25 protein-coding genes are annotated in these 17,594 nt (G+C 68.9%); 2 read left to right on the top strand and 23 right to left on the bottom strand.

The features are described 5' to 3' along the window. Positions 1-86: 86 nt before the first annotated feature. From AC1Z4A_RS12855 to AC1Z4A_RS12940, 18 genes are all read right to left on the bottom strand, one after another. A complete protein-coding gene (locus tag AC1Z4A_RS12855) occupies positions 87-1,211 on the bottom strand; it encodes a tyrosine-type recombinase/integrase (RefSeq protein WP_483678413.1) in 1,125 nt (374 codons plus the stop codon). Next, positions 1,211-1,420 carry an excisionase family DNA-binding protein gene (locus AC1Z4A_RS12860; protein WP_483678414.1) on the bottom strand — a complete coding sequence of 70 codons (210 nt, stop codon included), beginning with the start codon at positions 1,418-1,420 and terminating at the stop codon, positions 1,211-1,213. Before AC1Z4A_RS12860 ends, AC1Z4A_RS12855 begins: the two co-directional genes overlap by 1 nt. Positions 1,421-1,423: 3 nt before the next feature. Beyond that, positions 1,424-2,845 (bottom strand): replication initiator protein RepSA, encoded by a 1,422-nt coding sequence (repSA, locus tag AC1Z4A_RS12865; RefSeq protein WP_483678415.1) that lies wholly within the window; start codon positions 2,843-2,845, stop codon positions 1,424-1,426. A gap of 205 nt (positions 2,846-3,050) precedes the next feature. Further along, positions 3,051-3,470, bottom strand: a complete 420-nt coding sequence (locus AC1Z4A_RS12870; protein WP_483678416.1) for a hypothetical protein — start codon at positions 3,468-3,470, stop codon at positions 3,051-3,053. After that, positions 3,467-3,646, bottom strand: a complete 180-nt coding sequence (locus AC1Z4A_RS12875; RefSeq protein WP_483678417.1) for a hypothetical protein — start codon at positions 3,644-3,646, stop codon at positions 3,467-3,469. The genes AC1Z4A_RS12870 and AC1Z4A_RS12875 overlap by 4 nt, the downstream gene beginning before the upstream one ends. A gap of 4 nt (positions 3,647-3,650) precedes the next feature. Then, entirely contained in the window at positions 3,651-3,872 is a 222-nt protein-coding gene (locus AC1Z4A_RS12880; RefSeq protein ID WP_483678418.1) for a hypothetical protein, read from the bottom strand. Continuing rightward, a complete protein-coding gene (locus AC1Z4A_RS12885; RefSeq protein ID WP_483678419.1) occupies positions 3,869-4,219 on the bottom strand; it encodes a MazG-like family protein in 351 nt (116 codons plus the stop codon). The genes AC1Z4A_RS12880 and AC1Z4A_RS12885 overlap by 4 nt, the downstream gene beginning before the upstream one ends. Before the next feature lie 42 nt (positions 4,220-4,261). After that, the gene (locus tag AC1Z4A_RS12890; protein ID WP_483678422.1) at positions 4,262-4,447 is read right to left on the bottom strand and encodes a hypothetical protein; all 186 of its coding nucleotides are present in this window, start codon (positions 4,445-4,447) and stop codon (positions 4,262-4,264) included. Between the two features lie 91 nt (positions 4,448-4,538). After that, positions 4,539-4,865, bottom strand: coding sequence for a SpdD-like protein (locus AC1Z4A_RS12895; RefSeq protein ID WP_483678424.1), 327 nt, complete (start codon positions 4,863-4,865; stop codon positions 4,539-4,541). Positions 4,866-4,888: 23 nt separating this feature from the next. Then, complete coding sequence (locus AC1Z4A_RS12900) at positions 4,889-5,074, bottom strand: hypothetical protein (protein WP_483678425.1); 186 nt, start codon at positions 5,072-5,074, stop codon at positions 4,889-4,891. A 15-nt stretch (positions 5,075-5,089) separates the two neighbouring features. Beyond that, positions 5,090-5,269 (bottom strand): mobile element transfer protein, encoded by a 180-nt coding sequence (locus AC1Z4A_RS12905; RefSeq protein ID WP_483678427.1) that lies wholly within the window; start codon positions 5,267-5,269, stop codon positions 5,090-5,092. Positions 5,270-5,284: 15 nt separating this feature from the next. Beyond that, a complete protein-coding gene (locus AC1Z4A_RS12910) occupies positions 5,285-5,461 on the bottom strand; it encodes a hypothetical protein (protein WP_483678429.1) in 177 nt (58 codons plus the stop codon). Positions 5,462-5,479: 18 nt separating this feature from the next. Continuing rightward, positions 5,480-6,172 (bottom strand): DUF2637 domain-containing protein, encoded by a 693-nt coding sequence (locus AC1Z4A_RS12915; protein WP_483678431.1) that lies wholly within the window; start codon positions 6,170-6,172, stop codon positions 5,480-5,482. A 78-nt stretch (positions 6,173-6,250) separates the two neighbouring features. Next, the gene (locus AC1Z4A_RS12920; protein WP_483678432.1) at positions 6,251-6,427 is read right to left on the bottom strand and encodes a hypothetical protein; all 177 of its coding nucleotides are present in this window, start codon (positions 6,425-6,427) and stop codon (positions 6,251-6,253) included. 5 nt (positions 6,428-6,432) lie between these two features. Further along, positions 6,433-6,639, bottom strand: coding sequence for a hypothetical protein (locus AC1Z4A_RS12925; protein ID WP_483678433.1), 207 nt, complete (start codon positions 6,637-6,639; stop codon positions 6,433-6,435). Positions 6,640-6,644: 5 nt separating this feature from the next. Continuing rightward, a complete protein-coding gene (locus tag AC1Z4A_RS12930) occupies positions 6,645-6,836 on the bottom strand; it encodes a hypothetical protein (protein WP_483678435.1) in 192 nt (63 codons plus the stop codon). 90 nt (positions 6,837-6,926) lie between these two features. After that, on the bottom strand, positions 6,927-8,282 hold the full coding sequence (locus AC1Z4A_RS12935; RefSeq protein WP_483678436.1) for an FtsK/SpoIIIE domain-containing protein: 1,356 nt from the start codon (positions 8,280-8,282) through the stop codon (positions 6,927-6,929). A gap of 5 nt (positions 8,283-8,287) precedes the next feature. Continuing rightward, positions 8,288-8,632 carry an SCO3933 family regulatory protein gene (locus tag AC1Z4A_RS12940; RefSeq protein WP_483678438.1) on the bottom strand — a complete coding sequence of 115 codons (345 nt, stop codon included), beginning with the start codon at positions 8,630-8,632 and terminating at the stop codon, positions 8,288-8,290. A 523-nt stretch (positions 8,633-9,155) separates the two neighbouring features. Here AC1Z4A_RS12940 and AC1Z4A_RS12945 point away from each other — a divergent pair. Both AC1Z4A_RS12945 and AC1Z4A_RS12950 read left to right on the top strand, forming a co-directional pair. Further along, positions 9,156-9,929: a GntR family transcriptional regulator gene (locus AC1Z4A_RS12945; protein WP_483678440.1), complete on the top strand. Its 774-nt coding sequence runs from the start codon at positions 9,156-9,158 to the stop codon at positions 9,927-9,929. Between the two features lie 42 nt (positions 9,930-9,971). Beyond that, positions 9,972-10,487: a GNAT family N-acetyltransferase gene (locus AC1Z4A_RS12950; RefSeq protein WP_483678442.1), complete on the top strand. Its 516-nt coding sequence runs from the start codon at positions 9,972-9,974 to the stop codon at positions 10,485-10,487. 742 nt (positions 10,488-11,229) lie between these two features. On the opposite strand, the gene AC1Z4A_RS12955 is transcribed toward AC1Z4A_RS12950, so the two are convergent. The 5 genes from AC1Z4A_RS12955 to AC1Z4A_RS12975 form a co-directional block, all read right to left on the bottom strand. Further along, positions 11,230-11,412 (bottom strand): hypothetical protein, encoded by a 183-nt coding sequence (locus AC1Z4A_RS12955; protein ID WP_483678445.1) that lies wholly within the window; start codon positions 11,410-11,412, stop codon positions 11,230-11,232. Between the two features lie 163 nt (positions 11,413-11,575). Beyond that, positions 11,576-12,229: a response regulator gene (locus AC1Z4A_RS12960; protein ID WP_483678448.1), complete on the bottom strand. Its 654-nt coding sequence runs from the start codon at positions 12,227-12,229 to the stop codon at positions 11,576-11,578. Beyond that, positions 12,226-13,512, bottom strand: coding sequence for a sensor histidine kinase (locus AC1Z4A_RS12965; protein WP_483678449.1), 1,287 nt, complete (start codon positions 13,510-13,512; stop codon positions 12,226-12,228). Before AC1Z4A_RS12965 ends, AC1Z4A_RS12960 begins: the two co-directional genes overlap by 4 nt. A gap of 5 nt (positions 13,513-13,517) precedes the next feature. Continuing rightward, positions 13,518-15,713 carry an MMPL family transporter gene (locus AC1Z4A_RS12970; protein WP_483678451.1) on the bottom strand — a complete coding sequence of 732 codons (2,196 nt, stop codon included), beginning with the start codon at positions 15,711-15,713 and terminating at the stop codon, positions 13,518-13,520. Positions 15,714-16,109: 396 nt separating this feature from the next. After that, positions 16,110-17,549, bottom strand: coding sequence for an FAD-binding oxidoreductase (locus AC1Z4A_RS12975; RefSeq protein ID WP_483678453.1), 1,440 nt, complete (start codon positions 17,547-17,549; stop codon positions 16,110-16,112). Between the last annotated feature and the right edge of the window lie 45 nt (positions 17,550-17,594).

A 17,594-nucleotide genomic window follows, 5' to 3' on the forward strand; every position in this document is an offset into this window, starting at 1 on the left:
ACGAAAAAGGGCCAGTCAGGAGGCTTGATCCTCCGGACTGGCCCTTCGGCATGATCGCGGCCGTGCCACACATGTGCCAGATAGCGCTAGGTCTCCACGTCGCCCCGCGTCTTTCGGATCGCTGCGCCAAGCCGGTCGGCGATCTCCCGGTCGCGGCCGTTGACCATGTGCTGATAGATCAGTGCGGCGCGGGGTGTGCTGTGCCCCATCCTGGTCATCAGCTCGCGCAGGCTTGCGCCGGACGCAGCAAGGGTGTTTCCGGTGTGCCGCAGGTCGTGGAAATGAACGTCGGCGGTGATGCCCGCCTTTCTCCGCGCAGTGATCCAGTCATCGCGGAAGTTGCTTCGCCGCAGCCGTCCACCCTGGGGGCCGATGAACACGTGACCGTCCTTGCCCGTTCCGGCGAAGCGGTCGAGATGCTGTTCCACATCCGGAACGAGTTCGGTCGGAAAGGCCACGGGCCGGATTCCGGCGCCGGACTTGGGCGCCTTGTCGAAGAGCGAGCCCGTCTGCATCTCCGCCTGTGAGCGCCGGACGCTGAGAGCGGCGTTCGCCGTGTCGATGTCCCGGCGGCGCAGGGAGGCCAGTTCGCCGAAGCGCAAGCCTGTGAAGGCCGCAAGGAGGACGAGCAGGCGGTAGCGCGGGGCGATCGCGTCGGCAACGGTATAGACCTCCTCGACGGTCAGCACAGGCCGTTCGGGCACGTCGTACCGGTCAGCGCCCTTGATCCGGCAGGGGTTGCGCCGGATGAGTTCATCATCAACGGCCGTGTTCAGGATCGCGCGCATGATCTGGTACGCCTTGACCACGGTCGGCTTACCAGTCCGCTTCAAGCACGCCGTGCGCCATGATCGGACCTGAGTCGTCGTGATCGAGGACAGCGGCCGAGCGCTGAACGTGGGCAGCAGATGCAGGCGGATCACCGCCTCGTGGCGCTCCCGGGTACGGTCGGCAAGCTCACGATCTTTGAGCCACGCAGCGGCGTATTCACCGAACTGGACCATGCCCGCGCCGGGATCAGACCACTGGCCACGGGTGATGTCTGCTTCGATGTGGGTCAGTGTCACCTCAGCATCCGTCTTGGTGGCGTACGTCTCCTCAGCGCTGCGTAACTGCCCTGTGCCGGGGTCGCGGTACCGAGCCTGCCAGCGGCCGGACTTGAGTTGACGGACGGAGCCGAACCGGCGACGTCTGCCCTGCTTGTTGGGCATCAGGCAGCCCTCCGCAAGTACGCGCGAGGACGGCCCATCGACTGCACCGTGTGGACGTCGATGAAGTCGCGGACGGCGCTCTCGGGGATGCGGACGTGCCGACCCACCTTCACGAAGGTGATCCGGCGCTCTTCGATGAGCCTGCGAGGGAAGCGCACGGTCGTGCCGAGCGCTTCGGCAACTTCCTGCACGGTGAGAAGTCGGTCCATCGGTCACCACCTTTCGGGGTCGTCGTGGTCCGCCTGTGCTTCGCGGGCGGTTTCGCGGTTGGTGCGGATGCCGTCAGCGATGGCGGCAGCGAGGGCGGATTCGCCGGGGGTGTGGCCGTGTCCGGCGTAGTGCCAGTCGGCGAGGACGAGCGTGGTATCGGGGTCGTCGTCGGGCAGGCCGAGGGCGTGGCGTTGCTGGGTGGCTCGGTAGTCGGCGCGGGTCTGGCGGAGGGCTCCGAGGGTGGTGGAGTAGTCGCGGGATTTGGTGGAGAAGTGGCCGCGGAAGCCGAGCATGTGGGCCCAGGCCCAGAGCCGACGGGCGGGGTAGCACTGGTCGAGGTCCCAGCAGGCTTGGATGAGTCGGCGGGTGTGGTCGGGGATGGTGTGGCGGTCGAGTTCGGCGAGTTCGCCGATGCGGCGGTCGAGGGTGCCAGTGGTTTCGGCGGCTTTGGTGGCGTACTTGGCGACGTAGGAGGCCACGGCCTGCTCACTGATGTCGTGGCCGGTGTCGAAGGCTTGGATGGGGCGGATGTCGAGCTGGGTGCCCCAGCGCAGGCACCAGCCGGGGAAGCCTGCGTCGTCGTTGGGTGGGATCTCGATGCTGGTGTACGGGTGGGTGACGGCGGCGCGAATCGCGTCGGTGAGCAGGTCGAGGGTGGCCCAGGCGGGAACGTCGTCGGGGTCGTCCTGTGGGCCGTCGAGCCGGATGACGGCGTGGAAGTGGACGGCGCCGCGCTTCTGGAATTCGGCGACCTTGCCGAAGGAGACGCGCAGAAAGGCGGGGAATTCGCGTTGGGTGAGTCCGGCGCGCAGGGCGATCTCGCGGCGGAGGCGGCGGGTGAAGCGGGCCCACAACTCACCCGCGCAGTTGTTGAACAGCACAGCGGCGCCGTAGTCGTAGGTGCCTGGGTCGAGTGGGGTGCCGAGTGCGGGGTCGGTGTCGTGGTGGTGGGTGCCGCAGCGGCAGCGGCCGGTTGCGGGTTGGTTGTGGACGGGGCCGAAGGAGGGTGCGGTGAGGGTGACGAAGACCCGGGGCCGTTCGCGGACCGTGGTGGGAATGTTCTTGTGCTCGTCGCCGACGAGTCCGGCGCGGATGAGGTGGTAGGTGTCTCCGGCGTAGAGCCAGGCGCAGGAGGGGCAGCGGGAGGCGCGGCGGTTGCCGCAGGCGATGCGCAGCCGTCCGCCGGGCTCGGTGTCGGTGCTGTACTGGTGCAGGACCTTGCCGGTGGTGCGGTCCTTGGTGATCGTCCAGCCGCGCAGGTGGATGGGGTCGGTGCAGCCTCCGGTGCGGCGGATCTGGTCTTGCCAGCGGTGGAAGCCGGGGTCGGTTGCGACGCGCAGCAGGTCGGCCAGGGGCAGGGGGTCGGCGCCCAGGGCCGCCGCCACATCAGCGACGGCGGCCGGGGAGACGGTCACAGGAGTCACCGACGACGCCCCCGCCGGGGGGTGTTGGCTTCCTCGCAGGATGCTCCGGAAGAGGCACCCCGACGCTTGTCCCTCGCCTGGTCGGGGCAGCCAATCTTGTCGTGGGCGTAGGCGGCCCATTGCCGGTCGCTGCTGTCATTCTTGGCCTGCTGGATCCTCATCTCGTCCAGCTCCGTGTCCCGGTCCTTGCGGCTGAACAGGCCCATTACGCGGTCACCTCCCCCAGCGCTTCGGCGATGCGGGGGTTGGTCAGCAGGGGCACAGGCGGGGTCCACAGCCAGTCGGCGCCGCCGTGCCAGGGCACCGGACGGGGCAGGGTGATCACCTGGGTGAGGCGCCAGTGCCACCGGCCGCGCAGGGACCACAGGGTGCAGTAGCCGTCATCGAGGTGGCAGTCCTCCAACAAGGCCACGGCCACGACCGCGGACGTCGCCAGAGGGCGGCGCAGGAACGGCCGGGTCAGGGGCTGGTTCCACGCCCGGGTGTCGGTGCCGTGCCCGGCGTGGACGAGGACGGGGCCGCGGTGGTCGGTCGGCTGGGCGCTGTTGTGGATCCGCTTGGTGCCGTAGGCGATGCAGCTAGCCCAGGGCTGCGGCACGGTCAGCACGCGCACGTTGGTGTTCACCGGTTTCCTCCGTTCTTCTCGTCGCGGGGGTGGGCGTCCAGCCATTCCTCAGCGCAGACCTTGTGGACGGGCTTGTTGCGGTCGGAGCGCAAGGGGGTCGGCTTGCCGCAGCACACGCACGGCTGGTCGCCGCTGTGGTCGAAATGCTTGGAGTCGCGCCAGTCCAGGAGGGACACCGAGTCACCGCCCTTCGCAGGTGGCGCTGTGCTCGCCGTACTCGCTGACGAGGTCTTGAACCTTGCTGGTACCGGTGGCATGGCCAGTCCGTCCGCAGGAGCAGGCGTAGGCGGCCGTTGGGGCTTCAGCCGTGCGAGTGGACCAGCGGGCCGGGTCGTCGTGGTCGCTGTAGACGGGGGGTGCCGAGATGCGGATGCCGGGCTGGTCCGGAGTCGGATCCTTCACCGGGCCACCTCCCGGCCCTCAACGAACAGGTGGTTGCCAGCCGGAGAGGGGGTGACCCGTTCCCGGCAGGTGCGTACCGCCGCCGCGAAGAAGGCGGCCGGATCGTCGGTGAAGGTGCACAAGGCGACCAGCGCGCTCAGGGCCACGTCACACAGCTCGGTGGCGACGTCCTCACGGGTGTGGGTGATGCCCTTGCGGGGGTTCTGGCCGCGCATCCCTGTGTAGGACTGGGCTACCTCCCCTGCTTCTTCAGTCAGCTTGAGGAGCCGCAGTGCGATTTCTTCCGGTCCGGTGCCGTTGTGGGAGTCGAGCCACAGGGCCAGGGCACGCACGTGATGCCACGGCATGCCAGGCCCAGCGGGAATGAGGGGCAGGTCAGCCACGGCAGCTCACCTCCCGGCCGTTACGAGGACGGGCCTGGTCTTGCTGGTGCCAGTACCGCGGCAGGCGGGGCAGGTGGCCGTGACGATCTCGCGGTGCCCGGATGAGGTGCGGCGGCCGGTGGTGACGGCGACCGTTGGGAAGCCGCCGCAGTGGCCGCAGTTCCTGGCTAAGGCGTGGTCGTGCTGAGGCATGATGGGGTTCTCCCTTTGCTGGTTGAGGTGAAGGGGTTCCGGTCCCTGGGGCGGCGGATACTTGGCGGTGTCAGGCCGCCCCGGGGACCGCTTACTTCTTGGTGTTCTGGCCGTTGAGCACCGAGCGCACGACCACGGCGACGACGGCGAGCGAGACGGCCGTGATGGAGATGGCGAGGAACATGCCGACCAGGACCGCGCCGACGACGAGGACCGCGAGCGTGCCCGCGCCGATGGCGGCGACCGTGGCCCCGGCCGACAGCTGCACACCCCCACGGGCAGGCACTGCGGGCGGCTGAGCGTGCTGACAGACCACCGGAACCACCGACGTGGCGGGCTGCACGTCGCCGGGCGCCTCGGGGGCCGGGGCGACGACCTGGGTTGGCAAGGGGTTTACGGGTACCTGCGGGCGGAGCATGAGGGTTCTCCTTTCCGGTTGGGTTACTTGGAGCCGCCGAGGACGGAGGCACCGCCGTTGATGCCGGATGCGATCGGGCCACCCAGGAAGCTGTTGGCGAGAAGGAAACCGCCGATGAGGAGGACCGCGACCATCCACGGCGGTACTCGGGTGAGCTTGATCCCGAGGTAGGCGATGACGGCGACGGCGAGCCAGAGCGGAATGTTCACGGTGTCCTCCTGCTTCTAGCGAGGGTCGCAACGGTGGGTTTTGGCGGCGATTTCGGCGGCGGCGCGGCTGAGGTAGTCGGCCGACCAGTCACAGCCCGGGGCGGTGCAGGCAGCCACGTGAGCTGTACGTCCAAGGCGGTCGAGGTGGGTGCCGATCTCGACCTTTCCGATGCGGTCGCGGTCCCAGAAGCGCATGCGGGCCATGGCGTCTCACGGCTCCCGGGTGAAGTCGCCAGCGTGGTCGGTGAGCCACTGGCCGATCTCGGCGGACTCGTCCATGTCGGCGGCGCGGACCACCGGCTCAGCGGTGGCCATGGCGTCCGTCAGGCGGCCCTGCCGGGTGAGTTCGGCGGCCCGCTCCAGAGCACGCCGGGTCGATTCGCGCATGGATCTTCTCCTTGTCTGTCAGGCGAGTTGGGCGGCGATAGCGTCGGCCATGGGCGCGGGGACGCCGAGGCGGGCGCGCAGGGTTTCGGTGTCGATCGGACGCCCGGCAGTGGCCTGGTAGGCGGTGGCGATCTTCCGGGCGTGTTCGACGAGCGCGGCCGGAGCCACGACCGGCGGCGGCGCGGAAGACACCGGGGCTGTCTTCAGCTCCTGCACCGCAGGCGGCGGTGCTACCGGCTCGGTCTCGAGCGGCACCTCCACCACAGTGGGGAGGACGGGCGCAGGAACGTCCGCGGGAGGCACTTCAGGTGCAGTGGCTGCGGTTTCCGGGGCGGTGTCCGCAGGGGTGGTGTGCGGGGTGTGGGCGAGGAGGGTTCCGCCGAGGAACGCGGCGGCGGGCCAGCCCGCGACGAGCATTCGCAGCCATGCCGGTGGGTGGGTCAGGTCGAGGAATCCGGCGGTGGCGACGTTCGCGCCGAGCGAGGCGGTCAGGGCGATCAGGAACCAGGCCCAGGCCAGCCGTACGCCGTTGCCGGAGCGCAGGCGGCGCCATGCAGCGACCAAGAGCAGATCGACAGAGACCGGGTAGGCCCAGCCCTTCCAGCCGTCCTGCCCGGCAGCTTGGGCAATCTCGTGGAGGTGGGCGAAGGACAGAGCACCAGCTATCACCGCTTGCACGAGTACCGGGTCGCGCCGGGGCAGCCGGGTCATCGCACATTCCTCCTTCCAGGAATCTCGCGGTGGGTGGGGCCGGGCGGGGGGATATCGGTGCCGCCCGGCCCCGAAGGGTCAGTCGTCGAGGACTTCACCCGTGCCGAAGCAGGTCGGGCACAGGGCTTCCTGCTGGTTGTCAGTCGACTTCTTCTTGCGGGCGCCGACCTTGACGGTCTCCAGGACCCAGCCCCCGGTGCAGTCCCGGCAGGTCTTGGCCGAGGACTTCCGCCGGGCCGTCTTACGCACTGCCATGGCGGTCACCGCTCCTGACGGGGGTAGTCGTGGCCCTCAGGCGGGTACACACCACATTCCTTGGCCGTGAATTCGGCGCCGATGGCGGAGTAGAGGACCGATCCGAACTCTGCGTCGTGCCCGGGGTCACAGAGGTATTCGCCCACATGGTTGGCCAGGTGGCAGTGGAGCAGATCGTCAGCCGACCAGGCTTCAGGGTCGTATGCGGGCATGGCGCTCACCGCTCCCGGCCCGGGTAGTCGTGCCCCTTGGGCGGGTACTCGCCCCGGTCCTCACGTCGGCCTTGCTCGACCATCGACCCCAGCAGCACGCCGGCAAACTCCGGGTCTGCACCATCACGCTCCGCGTAGTCGCACGCATCGCGGGTGATGCGAGCACTGCGGTCGTAATCGTCGGTACGTCGGGACATTGCTGGAACCTCCTAGGGTGCCCGGTTTCAGGCATGGGTGGGGTAGGGACCTGGCGCGAGACGGTCGCGCCGACCGTGGGGCGGAGTGAGTCAGATGGCTTCGAGAGCCGGGGCCGGAGCTTCCTTGGACACGGGTGCGGTGTCCGGCCGGAAGGGGGCCAGGGCGGGGATGTCCGGTGTCATCCCGGCGTGCTCAATGCAGGCCGTCATGGCGTCGTGCAGGCTGGTGAAGGGGCTGCGGATGATCGTCCAGCCGCCGGAGGAGTCACCGGCCACGGCCTGCCCGGGGCGGTCCTCGGGAATCGAGGTGGCTGCCATGACGGCATTGGTACTGATGTCGGCGAGGGCCATTTTCGCGGAGCCCTCGTCATTGACCCGGTGCGAGACACGGCCCGAGAGCTGGGCACGCAAGGTCGTTGCGCCCTTGCCGAGTTCGGAGCCGAAACGCTGGCCACAGATTTCGCTGTACATCCCGGCGGCACGGCCGAGCTGCACGTAGCGGATCAGCTGAGTGACCATGTGATCCCGGCGTTTCTCGTCCGCCGATGTCGCCACGAGGAAGAGTTCGGCGACTTCATCGACGACCAGGATCAGGGGCGCGGGACGTATGTCCTCGGGCAGGCCCCAGATATCGGAAGTGATCTCCTCGAAGGGCGTGTCGGGGTCGAGTTGCTGCGCGGCCCGGATCAGGTCGTACCGGTCGGTCATCTCACCGACGAGGACGTCGAGCAGAACGGCCGCTTCTTCCGGCGTGCACGCCAGGGCCGACAGGCGCGGGGCGAAGGGAGAGAACTCCACTCCCCATTTACAGTCGACGCCCACCAGGGCGACCGGCTGCGGCGCAAGCTCCTTGACCAGGCCCCGCAGGTACACGGACTTCCCCGACTCAGTGGCACCGATGACCAGTTCGTGAGGCGTCCTGCGGAAATCCCGCACATGAGGCAGCGCATCAGCGCGCAGGGCCACAGGCACTTTCAACAGCCCCCCGGGAAGCTTGCCCGGCATGACGACCCGGTTCAGCACGTCGTAGGCAATCAGCCGGATCTCCAGCCACCCCGGCTTGAACGACCGCACGTACACGCCGTGGGCCCGCCACGAGTGCTTCAGCCGCTGCGAGGCCACCACGAAATCGTGCACTTCCTGCCCCGGGCACATCCTGATGTGCAGGACCAGACCCGACCGGGTAACCCTCACCCGCCGCAGCCGCGGCACCACCCGCGCGGGCTCCTGGTGCGTCACCTTGGACCACCACAGCCGTAACCGGGTCGGCCGCTCCGTCAGCCCGCAGGCCTCCATCACCGAGCGGTAGGTGACCTTGAGCCGCACCAGCGCGACCACCGCGCCGACACTGAGCCAGTACCACGTCGGACGCTGCCGACGCAGCACCACCAGACCAGCAGCGACCAGGGCTAAGCCGATCAGCCCGGCAACATCCGCGGCGGTCATCGCGCTCAGCCCTTGCCGTTGGAGGCGACAACCGGCACCGCCGCCATGACCGCAGCCGCCCGGTAGGTGATGCCATGCCCATTGCTCGTCTCCCACGGCCGAGCCACCAGACCAGCGAACGTCACCGGCATACCCGGGAGCAGGTCCGGAGTGATGCCGTCCTCAGCGACCACGATCGTCACCGCATCCGGCTTGCCGTCCACGATCACGGCAACGTTCACGTTGAACAGGGTCTTGCCCGTGGTCCGGTCCTGAGCGATCTCCCCGGTCTCCCGGTTCTTCACCTTCGGCTCCGGCGGCTGAATCAACATCACCGTCATCTGCGACGTGTCCACGGGGATCTGACGCATGAGCGCCGCTCCTTCACTTAGTTCGGATCAGTGAGTTCTGAAAGTGCGAGATCGGCCGGTCACGAGCAACGACGGCCTTCAACCGAGAGGTGGCGGATCCTAGGCACCCCGGCTCAAAACGGATCGGTTACCGGCGACCGTGGCGCTCGTGATCATGGATCTCTGCGAACGCCTCGGCGTCCTTTTTCCTCAGGCCAGTCAGGCTGTAGCCGTCCTCATCGCACCGGGCCTCATACCGACCCCTGACCGAGCGCGTCCCCCGCCGGTCAGAGACGGTTGCCTCAGACACTGTCTTCTCCTTGTGCTTGACCACTCGCGCGACATCGTCACCGTTGCCGTCCTGACCCTTGGACCGACTGAACACTTGGCGTTCTCCCTTCGATGAAGGGGCGGTGGATCTCGTTGGCGGGCAGAGCACCGCCCCGCAAAGAAACTGGCTTGAGCCAGTGCTGGCTTAAGCCAGTAGAGCACGCCGCGCGGCGAGGGTCAAGCAACTGGCTTGGGCCACTTGTATGCTGACCCCATGACGACCCCTGAAGCCGGACAGGAAGGGCTCCCGAGCAGGCGCATTGCAGAGGATCTGCGACGCAAGATCTTGGACGGGACCCTCGGGCCGGGTGACAAACTGCCCTCAGAACGGGCCCTTGCCCAGCAGTACGAGACGGCGCGGAACACTGCGCGCGAGGCTGTTCGCCTCCTCGCCGAACAGGGGCTCGTCGTCGCCGAGCACGGTCGAGGAGTCTTCGTACGCGAACCGCAGCGGCTCTTTCGGTTCGGCAGCGATCGATATTCGATCGCGAACCGTGCAACTGGACTCACTCCCTTTCGGCTTGAGGCGCAGCGTCAAGGCAAAACGGCGCGAATTGAGGTGGCTAGCATCTCTCGTGAAGTCCCGCCACCGGATATCGCGGAACGCCTCTTGGTGTCTTCGGATGAGGAAAGCGTTGTTCACCGAGAAAACCACTATTACGCTGACGATGAGCCTGTGCAGATTGTTTCCACCTACCTGCGATGGGAAGAAGCTCAGGGCACTAGACTTATGCAGCCCAAGACTGGTCCGAATGGGATTTACGGACGCCTTGAAGAGCTGGGCCATGTGATGACTTCCGGCCGCGACGAGATCACGGCGCGCATGCCAAGCCCAGAAGAAGCGTCACAGCTCTGCCTCTCCTCTGGCATCCCAGTGCTTGAAGTGCTGCACACCAGCCTTGACCAGGACCAAGTGCCGTTCGAAGTATCTCGCTACGTTCATCGCGCCGACCTAACCGGACTTCTCTACGAATTTCCCGTCCAGTAGTCGAAATCCACGAGGGAAAAATTTGCGGGTGAAGGGAATTGCATGGTCGTGGATCCAGTAATCCGATTCCGCCGGGATAGTGATATCGATGGGGCTGCGAAAGCTCTCGTGTCCGTACACCGCAGTGACGGATATCCGGTCGAAGGTGTTTCTAATCCCCGTGAATGGCTTACCCCTCCCGGTGTTATTCAGGCTTGGGTGGCCGAACTTTCGGATCAGGTCATTGGCCATGTCGCAATCAGTCGACCTAACGGCGAAGAGGCGGTTGCGCTCTATCGGTGCCTAACGCGGGAACCTGAAGAACGCGTAGCGGTCCTCGCTCGCCTGTTTGTGATACGTGAAGCACGGAACCGTTCCGTTGGTGAGCGCCTCATGAGAGTGGCCGCCGATTACGCTCGGGAATGCAATCTTCGTCTAGTGCTCGATGTGATGGCTAAAGACACGGCAGCCATCCGTCTATACGGGCGTCTCGGCTGGCAGAAAATCGGAATTGCCTCCCACGCCTACGGTGACGGCCAGCGAACAGAGGCCGTCTGCTTCGCTTCGCCCGCCGACTGACAGGCAGGCCCCAGGCTCTGACGCATAACGGCCGACACGTCACCTGATCTCACGTACGCCGACCAGACTCCCGGCACGGGGAGCCCCGGCCAGCAGCGAGCCGCCCCGGCCAAGCGCGGTCAAACTTTCTCTACTTCATCAAGGCACCCGGCTCCGCTATCGCTCCGCCGGGCGCGCGGCCGGGCTGCGGCCCCGCCCGCGCTCCTGTCTTCGCCCCGCTCGGCGCGGCCGCCGCCCACCGCACGCCCCCGGGCGACGAAGCCAGGGCCAGATGAGACGAACGCCGACCGTCGACGGGCCGGGCGGCTCCGCCGCTTTACCCACCTCCCCGGTCCGGGTCCCGCGTCGAGCAAGACCAGGGGGCCACTCGGGCCAATTGCGGGCAGGGGGCAAGCCTGCCCGAGTCGCCGACCAGCGTATGGCCCCCTGCCCATGCTCGACCCCAGACCGGGCAGGCCACCGGCCAAAGCCGCTCCGCCACCCTCACAAGTCGGCCAGCGCACCCCAGGGCGGCCCAGACGGCAACCCTTGGGATGGCCTCGCCGAGTACGCCGTCCGCCCATGCGTGGAGGCCATGAAAAACGGCTGGCTACGGGAGGAGGGTGGGCGGTGCAGGATCGGCTCGCAGCCTGTGGCGGCCGTGGGGAGTGAGCGCCGTACTCGCGCCGTCACGGATGCAGGCGCATGAGGAGACCTTCCACCGTCCTGGGCTGGTGGGGAGCAGCTGCTGCCGCGCTGTGGCTCAGCCCGTCATGGGCGCTCCGCTCAGCGCGCCACCGTCGTAGCGGGCCGTCCGGCTGCACGTGGGCCCGTGCCACACCTGTGCCAGATCGAGCGGGGAACAGCAGGGAACCACGGCGCCCGACAGGTCGAGTCGGCGCTTCCCGCCCAGGGCCTGAACCCGCAGGTCAACACCGCTGATCACCGACCACCCTCCTAAAGCGGGTGTCGGCAGTTCGAATCTGCCCGGGGGCACGTGCATCACCAGCGCCAACGGCGCGAAGGCCCAGGTCGGAGCAGTCTCCGCCCTGGGCCTTCTCCGTTCGGCCCCGTTCTGCCGACGGTCTCCCCCGCCGTCGAAACGATCTCTAGGGCGTGCGGTGCAGGAGGCCGCGCTCCAGGGCGACGACAACCGCGCGGGTGCGGTCATTGACGTCGAGCTTGGCGAAGAGCCGCAGCAGATGGGTCTTCACGGTGGCCTCGGCGATGACCAGCCGCTTGCCTATCTCGGCGTTGGTGAGCCCGTCGGCGACCGCGTTCAGCACATCGGCCTCCCGGGCGGTGAGCGGCACCGGCGCGGGCTGGCGCATCTTGGCGACGAGTCTCTCGGCCACCCGCGGGGCGAGCACCGTCTCACCGCGGGCCGCCGCCCGGATGGCGTCGGCCAGTTGCTCGCGGGTGGTGTCCTTGAGCAGATATCCGATGGCACCGGCCTCGACCCCGCGCTCGATGTCCGCGTCCGTGTCGTACGTCGTCAGGATCAGTACCCGGGTCCGCGGGTGCCGGGCGACGATCTCGGTCGTGGTCGCGACCCCGTCGAGTACCGGCATCCGCAGGTCGACCAGGGCGACGTCGGGCGCGTATTGGTCGACGAGTCCGAGTGCCGCGCGGCCGTCGGCCGCCTCGCCGACGATCTCGATGCCCGGCTCGGCGGCGAGCAGGGCGATGACGCCGGCGCGCATCACCGAATGATCGTCGACCACGATGACGCGAAGCGTTCCGCGGGTCGTTCCACTGGTCATGCCGTCACCTTCCGTTCCCGGGGAGTCGACTTCGTGGGAATCGACTCTGCCGGAATCATGGGAATCATCGTGAGCACACGGGTGCCGTCGCCGACCGAGCTGGTGACGGTGAGCTGTCCGCCCAGCTCGGCGAGGCGCTTGCGCATCCCGTCGAGGCCGAACCCCGGTGCCTCCCCGACCACGAACCCTCTTCCGTCATCGGTGATTTCCAGCTCGACGCCGAACGGCTGCCGCGCCAGCACCACGCTCACCGTGGAGGCCGCGGCATGCTTGCGCACATTGGCCAGCGACTCCTGCAAGCAGCGCAGCAACGCGATCCTGGTCTGCTGGTCGCACTCCGGGTCGGCCAGTTCCGCATCGACGGTGAGCCCGGTGTCCTCCGCGAACCGGTCCAGGGTCCGGCGCAGCGTCTGCGCCACCGTGCCCGCGGCCGCCCGGCTCTGCTGCCCGGAGCCGACCAGTTCGCGCGCCTCGGCGAGGTTCTCGCGTGCCGTGCTCTCGATCGACCGCAGCTGCTGGGCGCTCCGGTCCGGATCGGTGGCCAGTCCCGCCCGGGCCGCTTCGGCCAGGACGATGATGGACGCGAAGCCCTGCGCGAGCGTGTCGTGGATCTCCCGCGCCATCCGCTCGCGCTCGTCGGCGGCGCCCTGGCGCTGGTGGGCCTCGGACAGCCGCGCCTGGGTCCGCTCCAACTCCTCGATCAGCCGGGCACGTTCACCGCTCTGCTCCACGACCGCATGGATCCACAGCCCGATCAGGACGCTGGCGGCGACCACGATGAGCGTGGAGACGAGCGTGGAACCGAGGAACTCCGCGCTCCAGCCCTTCCGCAGCCAGCTCCCGGTCAGCGTGGAGACGGTGGCGAGCCCGGTGAAGACCAGCGAGGCCCTCACCGTCCGGCCGAACAGCCAGAAGTGCGGCAGCGTCACGATGAACAGCGCCGCATAGCCGCTCCAGACGTACGCGCTCCCGCCGAGCGCCAGGACCAGCACCGACAGATAGGTGTACGGGCGCAGGACGGGATTGCCGGGGAAGCGTTGGAGGACCGCATAGCTGAGCGTCACACAACCCAGCAGTACCAGCGCCGCGTACGTCCGCCCGCCCTGGCTCTCGGTCAGGGCGAGACCGGCGAAGAGTGCGCCGAACAGGACCCAGCAGACCGCGTTCCACCGGCGCAGGGTGCGGGCCCAGAACGGGTTGGCGGGGCGGCCGAGGGCCGGGCCGCTGAGGGAGTTGGGGCGCCAGGAGTTCAGGCTGTGTTCGGCCCTCGACCACGTGATCATGGTGATCAACCTACGTGGACCGCCGCCACCGCGGACTGCTGCGTGCGCGGCACTCCGCGCGAGGGCCACCAGCTCGCCTCGCCGAGCAGCGTCATGGCCGCCGGCAGCACCATGATCCGGATGACGAAGGCGTCCAGCAGCACGGCCGCCGCCAGCACGAAACCGATCTGCTTCATCTCGATGATGTGCAGGAAGACGAAGCTGGCGAAGACCGTCACCATCACCACCGCGGCGCTGGTCACCACCGCCGCGGAGCTGCCGATCCCGTCGACCACGGCCTTGCGTGTCGGTATGCCGCTCAGGACGGCCTCCCTGATCCGGCTGACCACGAACACCTGATAGTCCATCGACAGTCCGAAGAGGATCACGAACAGGAACAGCGGTACCCGGGAGCCGATCGATCCGGTGGAGTGGAAGCCCAGCAGGCCCTCGGCCCAGGTGCCCTGGAAGACCAGGACCAGCAGCCCCAGCGCGCCCGCGGCGGAGAGCAGGTTGAGCACGACGCCGAGCAGCCCGAGCACCACCGAGCGAAACGCCAGCGTCGTCATGACGAAGGTGACCAGCAGCAGGGCGCCGATGACCAGCGGCAGCTTGGCGGTCTGGTGGGCGGGGTAGTCGGTGGTCCGGGCGACGTCGCCGGTCACCCCGGCCTCGGCGCCGGGTATCCGGCCGACGGTTGCGGGCAGGTAGTCGTTCCGGAGGTGGGCGAGGGACCGCCGCGCCTCGTCGGAGTTCCCCGGATACGGGACGGACAGCTCCAGCACGCTGATGCGGTGGTCGTCCGACGTACGCAGCCCGGGCCGGCCGGTGAACAGCGGGTCGGTCTGCGTGCGGCGCCCGAGTTCCCGGAGCGCGGCGGCCACGTCACCGGCGCGGTCCGGCCGGGCGCGGACCACGACCTGATGCAGGACCCGGTGCTCGGGGAAGGCCGCGTTCAGCCGGTCGTACGTCCGCATCGCGGGGATGGCGCGCGAGTGGGTGTCGCGGCTCATCTCGACCAGCTTCAGCCCCGCCAGCGGGGCGGCCAGGCCCAGCAGGAGCAGCACGGAGACGCACAGGGTGAGTACCGGACGGTTGCTCGCGGGGCGGGTCAGCGCCGCCCACACCCGGCCGGTCCCGCCCGTCCGCATCCGCCGCGCCCGGCGGATCCTCGGCCGGCGCGTACCACCCGCCCGGCGGGCCGCCCGGCGCTCCGCCCGCTGCCCGGCCTTGACCAGCAGCGCGGGCAGTACCGTCAGCGAACTGGCCACGGCGACCAGGACGACGACGATGGTGCCGGTCGCCAGCGAGGAGAAGATGACGTCGGAGGCCAGATACAGCGTGGCCGTCGAGACGACCACCGCGAGCCCGGAGACCACGACCGCGCGTCCCGAGGTCACCGCGGCCAGTTCCACCACCGCCTCGGGGCCGAGCCGACCGCCGGAGCGCGCCCGTTCCTCCCGTTCCCGCTTGAGGTAGAAGAGCGTGTAGTCGACGCCCACCGCGAGGCCGATCAGAATGATGACGTTGGTGCCGACCCCGGCGTCGGGGGAAAGGTGCGAGGCCGCCATGGACAGGCCCATGGCCGCGGCGATCGATGAAATCGCCAGCAGCAGCGGCACGGTGGCCATCACGAGAGAGCCGAACGCCAGCAGCAGGGTGATCAGGGTGGCGGGCAGGGTGATCGCCTCGGAGAGCGCCAGGTCATCGCCGCGCTGAGCGTCCACGCCCTTGCTGGTGGAGGGGCCACCGGTCTCCTCCACCAGCAGACCGGGATGGCTCCGCTGCGCCGCCGCGGTCTGTGCCCGCAGCGGATCGACATGCTTACGGGCCTCCAACTCAGGCCCCCGCATGGTGACGTCGACCATGATGACCTGTCCGTCGCGGGCGGTGCGCGGCGCGGCCACGCTCTCGACCTCGGGCAGCTTCGCCATCCGGGCGGCGACGTCCCGCGCGGCGGCCTCGGCGGCCGGCCGGTCCACGGCACCGGACCGGGCCGAGACCAGAACCTGCTCGGTGGGCTTGCGCTGCAGGTGCCCTTCGGAGGCCATTGCCTCGGCCCGGCCGGCCTCGCCGACCCGGTAGTCCTCGGTGGTGGCGTTGCGGGTGCCGACCCCGGCGCCGAGGCCCAGGCACAGCACCACGAACACCAGCCATCCGGTGATCGCGCGCCAGGGGTGCAGGGCGCTCCAGCGGGCGGCGCGCACAGGTAGCTCTCTCATACGAAGAGCCTCGCCGGAGAGGCCCGGCGCCCGACAGCATCGGCCGGTTGTACTTGCCCTCCACCGGTCGGTGGACACCGGGGGTGGGGGTGGCCCCACCCCCGGCATTCATCACTGCACCGGATGCGTGAGCGCTGTGTGAGCGGATGGCGACAGACCGGATTCGTCCTGGTTTTTCATCTTGACTATGGACAAATGGGCACATAAGAGGGAAGCTAGTGGGTACACCAGACAACCGGTGAGAGCCGCACCCCTCGGTGGAGACGTCCATCGATCCGAGTGACCCACATCTCGGCAAACTGGCTAGGCCCCCGGAAGGGCACACATCGAAACGGAGCCGACGGCGACGACCGAAGGCTCGGGGAGCGGTGTGGAGCGCCGGGGGCTGTCGTATGTCTACGTGCGCGTGCCTGTGTGCGGCGCCGGCTTGATGTTCTGGTTGGCCCGGAAGAGGTTGTCCGGGTCGTAGGTCCGCTTGATGCGCGCGAGGCGCTCGTAGTTGTCGCGGTACGTCGCCCGGACCCGGCCTTCGCCCTCGCCCTGGCCGATGAAGTTCACGTACGCGCCGCCCATGGAGTGCGGCTGCAATGCCTCCCAGTAGTCCACGCACCACCGTTTCAGCGCCCCGGCGTTGGCCGGGTCGGGGTCGATCCCGGCGATGACCCCGGACCAGGCGGCGTCCCGGTAGCTCCAGGCGGTGTCCTCCGCGTCGAGGCGGTGGGCGGCGCCGTCGACCGGGTACAGGTGCATGGTCGAGAGCGCGCTGGGGAGCTTCCGCGCGTGGTCGAGGTGCACGTCGACGGCCTCGTCCGTGATGCGGTCGAAGAAGGCGCCGCGCCAGTACCACTGGAGCCCGGCCGGGAGCAGCTCGTCGAACATGCCCTGGAGGGCCGGGTAGGGCATCGGGGCCGCGAAGTGGAAGGCGGGCGGGGCGGGTTCGTCCACCGGGGCGAAGACCTCCTCCAGGGAGGTCCGGTCGTCGCCGGTGTGGCACCACACCACGCCGCACATCTTCTGTCCGTGGATCTCCTCGGGGAACGGCGGTGCGGGCGGCACGGTGAGGATCGCGAAGAAGCCGTACAGGTCGTGGGAAGCCTGCCGGATGAAGTCGCGGTACCAGGTCAGCACCGCGCGCATGCGGTCGAGGGGCCACAGGGTGACGGCGGCGCCGACGGTGTGCACCGGGTGCAGCCGGAAGGTGAAGGAGGTGACGACCCCGAAGTTGCCGCCGCCCCCGCGCAGCGCCCAGAACAGGTCGTGGTGATCGGTCTCGTTCGCGGTGACGAAGCTCCCGTCGGCCAGCACGACGTCGGCGGAGAGCAGGTTGTCGGCGGTCAGCCCGTACTTGCGGGTGAGGTAGCCGTGACCGCCGCCCAGCGCCAGCCCGCCGACGCCCGTCGTCGACACGATGCCGGCGGGCGTGGCCAGCCCGAAGGCGTGCGTGGCGTGGTCGAGGTCGGCGAGCAGGGTGCCGCCGCCGACCTGGGCGGTGCGGGCCCCGGGGTCCACGCGCACCCAGCGCATCGGCGACAGGTCGAGCGTGACGCCGCCGTTCACCAGGCAGAGGCCGGGGCCGCTGTGCCCGCCGCCGCGGACGGCCGGTTCCAGGCCGTGCTCGCGGACGAAGGTCAAGGCGGCCATCACGTCGGCGGCGTCCGAGCAGCGCACGACGGCGCCCGGATGCTTGTCGACCATGGCGTTGTAGACCGTGCGGGCCTCGTCGTAGCCGGGGTCGTGCGGCCCCGTGACGGGCCCGCGCAGGGCGGTGCTCATCGCCTCCAGAGCGGCGGACTCCGGAGTGGTGGTGTCCATGATGCTGTCCCTGGCGCTTTCCATGACATTCCCTCGCGGGGCTCCGGACCTCCCCCGTCCAGCGTCCCG

The organism is Streptomyces sp. 17_S59, assembly GCF_056930295.1.

What these genes read in the sequence shown, in the direction of transcription:
- AC1Z4A_RS12945 (WP_483678440.1), top strand. Translation starts at nt 9,156, where the DNA reads ATGACGACCCCTGAAGCCGGACAGGAAGGGCTCCCGAGCAGGCGCATT.
- AC1Z4A_RS12940 (WP_483678438.1), bottom strand. Translation starts at nt 8,632, where the DNA reads ATGCGTCAGATCCCCGTGGACACGTCGCAGATGACGGTGATGTTGATT.
- AC1Z4A_RS12950 (WP_483678442.1), top strand. Translation starts at nt 9,972, where the DNA reads ATGGTCGTGGATCCAGTAATCCGATTCCGCCGGGATAGTGATATCGAT.
- AC1Z4A_RS12915 (WP_483678431.1), bottom strand. Translation starts at nt 6,172, where the DNA reads ATGACCCGGCTGCCCCGGCGCGACCCGGTACTCGTGCAAGCGGTGATA.
- AC1Z4A_RS12905 (WP_483678427.1), bottom strand. Translation starts at nt 5,269, where the DNA reads ATGCGCTTCTGGGACCGCGACCGCATCGGAAAGGTCGAGATCGGCACC.
- AC1Z4A_RS12860 (WP_483678414.1), bottom strand. Translation starts at nt 1,420, where the DNA reads ATGGACCGACTTCTCACCGTGCAGGAAGTTGCCGAAGCGCTCGGCACG.
- AC1Z4A_RS12920 (WP_483678432.1), bottom strand. Translation starts at nt 6,427, where the DNA reads ATGGCAGTGCGTAAGACGGCCCGGCGGAAGTCCTCGGCCAAGACCTGC.
- AC1Z4A_RS12970 (WP_483678451.1), bottom strand. Translation starts at nt 15,713, where the DNA reads ATGAGAGAGCTACCTGTGCGCGCCGCCCGCTGGAGCGCCCTGCACCCC.
- AC1Z4A_RS12935 (WP_483678436.1), bottom strand. Translation starts at nt 8,282, where the DNA reads ATGACCGCCGCGGATGTTGCCGGGCTGATCGGCTTAGCCCTGGTCGCT.
- AC1Z4A_RS12975 (WP_483678453.1), bottom strand. Translation starts at nt 17,549, where the DNA reads ATGGAAAGCGCCAGGGACAGCATCATGGACACCACCACTCCGGAGTCC.
- AC1Z4A_RS12965 (WP_483678449.1), bottom strand. Translation starts at nt 13,512, where the DNA reads ATGATCACGTGGTCGAGGGCCGAACACAGCCTGAACTCCTGGCGCCCC.
- AC1Z4A_RS12895 (WP_483678424.1), bottom strand. Translation starts at nt 4,865, where the DNA reads ATGCTCCGCCCGCAGGTACCCGTAAACCCCTTGCCAACCCAGGTCGTC.
- AC1Z4A_RS12890 (WP_483678422.1), bottom strand. Translation starts at nt 4,447, where the DNA reads ATGCCTCAGCACGACCACGCCTTAGCCAGGAACTGCGGCCACTGCGGC.
- AC1Z4A_RS12885 (WP_483678419.1), bottom strand. Translation starts at nt 4,219, where the DNA reads ATGCCGTGGCATCACGTGCGTGCCCTGGCCCTGTGGCTCGACTCCCAC.
- AC1Z4A_RS12855 (WP_483678413.1), bottom strand. Translation starts at nt 1,211, where the DNA reads ATGCCCAACAAGCAGGGCAGACGTCGCCGGTTCGGCTCCGTCCGTCAA.
- AC1Z4A_RS12925 (WP_483678433.1), bottom strand. Translation starts at nt 6,639, where the DNA reads ATGCCCGCATACGACCCTGAAGCCTGGTCGGCTGACGATCTGCTCCAC.
- AC1Z4A_RS12960 (WP_483678448.1), bottom strand. Translation starts at nt 12,229, where the DNA reads ATGACCAGTGGAACGACCCGCGGAACGCTTCGCGTCATCGTGGTCGAC.
- AC1Z4A_RS12910 (WP_483678429.1), bottom strand. Translation starts at nt 5,461, where the DNA reads ATGCGCGAATCGACCCGGCGTGCTCTGGAGCGGGCCGCCGAACTCACC.
- AC1Z4A_RS12930 (WP_483678435.1), bottom strand. Translation starts at nt 6,836, where the DNA reads ATGTCCCGACGTACCGACGATTACGACCGCAGTGCTCGCATCACCCGC.